The organism is Sphingomonas sp. (assembly GCF_048594985.1).
In the GTDB taxonomy this organism is placed as follows: domain Bacteria; phylum Pseudomonadota; class Alphaproteobacteria; order Sphingomonadales; family Sphingomonadaceae; genus Sphingomonas_I.
Window position 1 is genome coordinate 1 of the sequence record NZ_JBMDXG010000347.1, and the last position, 6,254, is coordinate 6,254.

5 protein-coding genes and 1 pseudogene are annotated in these 6,254 nt (G+C 71.0%); all 6 read right to left on the reverse strand.

All coding sequences use genetic code 11. From position 1 onward, the window contains the following. A partial coding sequence (locus ACOJSF_RS14280) for a UDP-N-acetylmuramoyl-tripeptide--D-alanyl-D-alanine ligase (RefSeq protein ID WP_420142868.1) occupies positions 1-1,186 on the reverse strand: 1,186 nt, incomplete at its 3' end. Between the two features lie 9 nt (positions 1,187-1,195). Then, complete coding sequence (locus ACOJSF_RS14285) at positions 1,196-2,629, reverse strand: UDP-N-acetylmuramoyl-L-alanyl-D-glutamate--2,6-diaminopimelate ligase (RefSeq protein ID WP_420142869.1); 1,434 nt, start codon at positions 2,627-2,629, stop codon at positions 1,196-1,198. Next, positions 2,616-4,340: a peptidoglycan D,D-transpeptidase FtsI family protein gene (locus ACOJSF_RS14290; protein WP_420142870.1), complete on the reverse strand. Its 1,725-nt coding sequence runs from the start codon at positions 4,338-4,340 to the stop codon at positions 2,616-2,618. Before ACOJSF_RS14290 ends, ACOJSF_RS14285 begins: the two co-directional genes overlap by 14 nt. Then, positions 4,337-4,975 carry a hypothetical protein gene (locus tag ACOJSF_RS14295; RefSeq protein ID WP_420142871.1) on the reverse strand — a complete coding sequence of 213 codons (639 nt, stop codon included), beginning with the start codon at positions 4,973-4,975 and terminating at the stop codon, positions 4,337-4,339. Before ACOJSF_RS14295 ends, ACOJSF_RS14290 begins: the two co-directional genes overlap by 4 nt. After that, a complete protein-coding gene (rsmH, locus tag ACOJSF_RS14300; protein ID WP_420142872.1) occupies positions 4,972-5,922 on the reverse strand; it encodes a 16S rRNA (cytosine(1402)-N(4))-methyltransferase RsmH in 951 nt (316 codons plus the stop codon). The genes ACOJSF_RS14295 and rsmH overlap by 4 nt, the downstream gene beginning before the upstream one ends. After that, positions 5,919-6,254, reverse strand: a pseudogene (locus ACOJSF_RS14305) (hypothetical protein); the annotation flags it as partial. The gene rsmH and the pseudogene ACOJSF_RS14305, both read right to left, overlap by 4 nt.

A 6,254-nucleotide genomic window follows, 5' to 3' on the forward strand; every position in this document is an offset into this window, starting at 1 on the left:
CGACGAGCAGTGCGGCGCGCACGCCCGCCTCCTCGACCGGCGTGGCGAGTTCGGCATGGTGGCGCGCCTCGTCGGGGCCCAGCTCGCGCATGCTGCCCAGGATCGCGACACGCCCACCAGGCTCCTGGCCCAGCATGTGCAAGGTCGCGCGCATCGAGGCCGGATTGGCCTTGTATGCCTCGTCGATCAGCAGGGCCTCGCCCCCGCCCGGCAGCGTCACGCGGATACGCCGTCCGCGCCCCGGCAGGCCCGCGAGGTCGGCGAGCGCCAGCCCGGCGGCGGCAAGGTCGCCCCCCCCCGCCTCGACCACCGCCAGCACCGCCAGCGCATTGGTGATCCAATGGTCGCCCGGGGGCGCGAGCGTGAAGCTTACTTCCCCGCCGCGCAGCCGCGCCTGGACGAAGGTGCCACGCGGGCCGGGTATGCCTTCACGCGCGTGCACGTCCGCCTCGCGGCTGCGACCGAAGGTGACGATCTCGCCGGCATAGGGCCTCGCCGCCGCGATCAGGCGGTCGCGATGGGGGCTGTCATAGGGGATGATCGCCGTACCGCCCGGCTCAAGACCCTGGAAGATCTCGCCCTTGGCGTCGGCGATCGCTGCTTCGTCGGCGAAGAAGGCGCCGTGGGCGAGTGCTACCGTGGTGACGAGCGCCACCTGCGGGCGGACCAGGCGGGTCAGCGCGGCGAGTTCGCCGGCATGGTTCATCCCCATTTCGAACACGCCGAAACGCGTCTCGCGCGGCATCCGCGCAACGCTCAGCGGCACGCCGACATGGTTGTTGTAGCTTTTCAGGCTGCGATGCGCCCGCCCCGGCGCGGTCCGGTCCAGCGCGGCGAACAGCGCCTCCTTGACGCTGGTCTTGCCGACCGATCCGGTGACGCCGATCACCGTGCCCGCGACGCGCGCGCGGGCGGCGACGCCAAGCGCGTCGAGCGCGCGCGCCGTATCGGCAACGCGAACATGTGGCCCCTCGACCGCGTCGGACACGAGCACCCCCGCCGCGCCCTGCGCCAGCGCCTGCTGAACGAAGCGATGACCGTCGGCCGCCTCGCCCTTCAGCGCGACGAACAGGTCGCCGGGGCCGACTTCACGCGAATCGAAGGCGACGCCGCCCGCCGCGAACGGGGCGGCGGCCGCGCCGCCGGTCGCGGCGGCGATCTCGGCGGAGGTCCAGAGCGGGGCCATCGTGCGCGCTCAGCCCGCGCACTCGCGCGCGACCTGCACGTCGTCGAACGGCAGCACCATGTCGCCCACGATCTGGCCTTGTTCGTGGCCCTTGCCGGCGAGCAGCACGATGTCGTCCGCGCCGGCATCGGCGATGGCGGCGGCGATCGCCTCGCGCCGCCCGCCAATCTCGGTCGCGCCGGGCGCGCCGGCCATCACCTCGGCCCGGATGGCGGCGGGATCCTCCGATCGGGGATTGTCGTCGGTCACGATCACCCGGTCGGCCAGCCGCGTCGCGACCGCGCCCATTTGCGGCCGTTTGCCCCGATCGCGGTCCCCGCCCGCGCCGAACAGCACGATCAGCCGGCCGGCGGTGTGCGGGCGCAGCGCCGCGATCGCGGCCTCCAGCCCGTCGGGCGTATGCGCAGAGTCGACGTAGATCGGCGCACCCGCCTGGCCGATCGCGGCGCGTTCCAGCCGTCCGCGCACCGGCTGCACCCGGGCAAGGCGCGCCAGCACGTCGCCCACCTCGCCCCCCGTCGCGATCACGAGGCCGGCGGCGGTGAGCGCGTTCGCCGCCTGGTAGGCGCCGATCAGCGGCAGCTTCACGACGAAAGTCCGGCCGTCATGCGCGATGGTCAGCGTCTGTCCGAGCTGGGTCGCCTCGCGCCCGACCAGCCGCAGCGTCTCGCCCCGCGTGCCGATCGTGATCAGGCGGAGACCGCGCTCGATGGCGAGTTCGGCCACGCGCGGCGCGACCGGATCGTCCATCCACACGACCGCTGCGCCATCGTCGGTCACCACTTCGGTGAACAGGCGCAGCTTGGCCTCGAGATAGGCCTCCATCGTGCCGTGATAGTCGAGGTGGTCGCGGCTGAGGTTGGTGAAGGCCGCCGCCTGCACGGGGAGCCCCTCGGTCCGGAATTGCGACAGGCCGTGGCTCGACGCTTCGAACGCGACATGGCTCACGCCCTCGCGCCGCAGGCCCGCGACGTTGGAAAGGAAGGTGGCGATGTCTGGCGTGGTCAGCCCGGTCGAAACCTGATCGTCGGCGGTGGTGACGCCGAGCGTCCCGATCGAGGCGGCATGATGCCCCGCCATCCGCCACAGCTGGCGTGTCAGTTCGACCGTCGACGTCTTGCCGTTGGTTCCTGTGACCGCGACGACCGTGTCGGGAAAGGGCGCGAAAAAGCGCGCGGCGGCACGCGCGAAGGCGCGGCGCGGCGCGGCGTCGGCGATATGCACCGCGCCATCGACCACCACTTCGGGCCGGGCCACCACAGCGACAGCACCGGCGGCGATCGCGGCGGGAATGAAATCCTCGCCATTCGCCTGCGTGCCGCGAAACGCGCCGAACACGGTGCCGGGCGCGACCTTGCGGCTGTCGATCGCGAAGCCGGTGACGCGTGGATCCTCGCCGTCGCCCGAAACGGCAAGCGTGCCGGTCAGCTCACTCAACCGCATTCTTGCCCGGCTCCTTCTTCTCCTTGATCAGCGGCATCAGATCCGACACGTCGATGTCGCGCGTGACGTCGGGGCGGACGCCCAGCAGCGGACCGACGCGCGCGATCACCTTGCGCGTGACCGGCGCGACGTTCCAGCCGGCGGTCTTGAAGCCGTAGGTTTCCTTGGTCGCCTTGGGATCGTCGAGCATCGTCACGACGACATAGCGCGGCTCGTCCAGCGGAAACACCGCCGCGAACGCGGTCAGGTTGGCGCGCCGCGAATAGCGCCCGCCCTCGACCTTCTCGGCCGTCCCGGTCTTGCCGCCGACGCGCATGCCGGGGGCGTCCGCATTGCCGCCCGTCCCCTGCGTCACCACCAGCCGCATCAACTGGCGCACCCGCCAGCTCGTCGCTTCGGACACGATCCGACGGCTTTCGATCGGCTGGCCGGGCTTGTGCTTCAGAAGCGTCACCGGATGCCATAGGCCGCCATTGGCCAGCGCCGCATAGGCCTGCGCCAGGTGGAGCGGCGTCACCGCGATGCCATGCCCATAGGCCGTGGTCATCAGCGTGGTGCGCGCCCAGAAGCTCGGGAATTGGGGTTTTCCGCGTTCGAACAGCTCAAGGTCGGTCGGTCTGTCGAAGCCCAGTTTCTTGAAGAAGGCAATCGCGCGCTCGGTGCCGATCTCGTCCGCCATCCGCGCCGTGCCGATGTTCGACGAATAGGTCAGCACTTCGGGAATGGTCAGCCAGCGCCCCTTGGGATGGTCGTCGCGGATGGTGAAGCCGCCGACGTGGAGTGACTGGGTCGCATCATAGCGCTTGCCCATGTCGGTGACGACGCCGGTCTCCATCGCGTTGGCGACGGTCAGCATCTTGAAGGTCGAGCCGAGCTCGTAGGTGAAATAGGTCGCCTTGTTGGCGGCGTTGAGCGCGTCGCGCCCCGGTGCATTGGGGTTGAAGCTCGGCAGCGAGGTCATCGCCATCAGCTCGCCGGTCTTGATGTCGAGCACGACACCGCTCGCGCCGACCGCCGAATAGCGGGTCATGCCCGCGTTGAGTTCGCTCTCCAGCGCGGCCTGCACCCGGCTATCGATCGAAAGCGCGAGCGGCCCGTCATAATGCGCGCCCTTGGCAATCTTCGCCTGCAGCACCTTTTCCATGCCGGCCTGCGCGATGCCGTCGCGGTCGATATAGCCGAGCACGTGCCCGCCGAGCTGTGCCTGGGGGTAAAGCCGCCGCTGTTCGCGCAGCAGCAACAGACCGGGATCGCCGATCGCATTGATCGCCGTCACCAGTTCGGGTGACGCCGGTCGGCGCAGATAGACGAACTTGCGCTTCGAGAAGAGCATGCGCCGGTAGTAAGCGGCGTCGCGCTCGGGGATCAGCTCGGCGAGGCGCTGGGCGATGGCGTTGCGGTCGCCGTTGATCTTGCCCGGATTGACCGCGATCACCCAGGTACTGATGCCCGTCGCCAGCTTGACGCCGTTGCGGTCGATCAGGTCAGGCAGGTCGAGGCTGGCGGCGGGCGCGCTCCGCCCGGTTTCGGGCTGGCCGAACAGGCAGATATGCACCAGCCGCACGCCGATCACGCCGGTCACCAGCGCGAACAGCAGCATGACGATCATCAGCCGCTGCTGCGCGATCCCCAGCGGCGGCGCGGCATCGAGCGGCGCAGGCGCGAAGCTGATCCGGTCGGCGCGATCGAGATGGGTGACCGGCGCGTTCACCGGCCGGACTTCGCGCCCGCTTTCTTGCCGGCCGTGTTCTCGGCCGCGATCAGCGACCCGATATCGTCGGGCAGCAGCGAGGCGGCACGCTTGGCCTTGGCCTTGGCGGGGGCCGGCGTGGGCGCGGGATCGCGCACCGGCGAACCGAAGCGGTCTTCGCTCGGCTGGATATAGGCGGCCTGGCGGAGCAGCGGCTGCGCCGGAGCGACCGTCGCCACGGCGCGCTGCACGACCGGCACCGATGGCGCCGCCGCCTCGGCGGGCGCGGGCGTGTAGGCGACATGGTCGGGCGCCATCTGGCGCGTCACCGCCGGATTGAGCGGCAGGTTCGGACCCGACCCGCGATGCTGGAGCGCGGCGAGTTGTACGCCGTCGGCCACGAACTGTTCGGGCGTGGGCGCCGACAGCGCCAGCACTTCGTTGTTCCAGCGTTCGATCTGGCCCATCCGGCTGCGCGCATCGAGTTCGATCGACAGCCGCGCGATGTCGCCCTTGGCGCGCGCGATGCGCATGTCGAGCCGGGCGACATTGGCGCGCTCGGCCGCGACCGACTGCGAGACGAGATAGCAGACCAGGGCGGCGGCGGCGACGCCGGCTCCCTGCCAAACCGCGCTGAAACGCGTCGCGACGATCATGATGCCTGACCTTTCTTCGAGCTCCAGGGCTGGGCCGCGGTGCGCCGCGCGACGCGCAACGTGGCCGAACGGGAACGGGGATTGCGGGCAAGCTCGGCGGCCCCGGCGCGCACCGGCTTGGCCACCGCTTCGAAGCTGGCCGGCGCGCGCGCGACCTCGGGCAGGTGGCGCGAGCCCGCCGGTGCGCCCGCGCGCTCCTTCAGGAAGCGCTTGACGATCCGGTCCTCAAGGCTGTGGAAAGACACCACCGCCAGCCGTCCGCCCGGGCGCAGCGCGCGCTCGGCGGCGACAAGGCCGTCCTCCAGCTCGCCCAGCTCGCGGTTCACGTGGATGCGGATCGCCTGGAAGGTCCGGGTCGCGGGATCCTTCTTGTCATGCTCGCGATGGCCGAGCGCGCGGCGCACGACATCGGCCAGCTGCCCGGTGCGCGTGATCGGGCGCGCGGCGACGATGGCCCGCGCGACGCGGCGCGACTGGCGCTCCTCGCCGAAATGGAACAGCACGTCGGCGATCTCGCCTTCGTCCGCCTCGTTCACGAAATCGGCGGCACTCGTCCCCGCCTGCCCCATCCGCATGTCGAGCGGGCCGTCCGCCTGGAAGGAGAAGCCGCGCTCGGGCTGATCGAGCTGCATCGAGGAGACGCCGACGTCGAACGTGACGCCGTCGACCGCGTCGATCTCGCGATCGGCGAGCGCCTCGCCAAGCCGCGAAAAGACGCCGGGGACGAGGTCGAGCCGACCCTCGCTGTCCGCCACCAGCGCCTGCCCGTTGGCGATGGCATCGGGATCGCGGTCGAACGCGATCACCCGCGCGCCGGCGGCAAGCAGCGCGCGGCTGTAGCCGCCCGCGCCGAACGTACCGTCGACATGCGTCTCGCCCGGCTGCGGCGCGAGGCCGGCCATCACCTCGTCGAGGAGCACGGGGACGTGCGGCGCGGGCGCGGTCATTTGCGCCGCTCGCTCAGGAGGTAGGAAAGCTGCTCGCGCGCGGCGGCGAGCTTGGGCGAACCCTGCCCGAGGAACGCGTCGGGCGCCCACATCTCGAACGTGCGACCGGCGGGCAGGAAGAAAGCGAGGTCGGCGATCCCCGCCTTCGCGCGCAGGAAACCCGGCATCACCATCCGCCCGTCGGGATCGTAGGTCACGGTCCAGGTGGCGCTGAACTGATCGAGATCGGCCTCGTGCATCGCGAAGATATCGCCCGCATCGTCGCTGGCGGCGCGGCGCGCCTCCAGCGCGGCGACGATCTCGCTCGCGACGCTGTTGTCGAAGCCGACGAG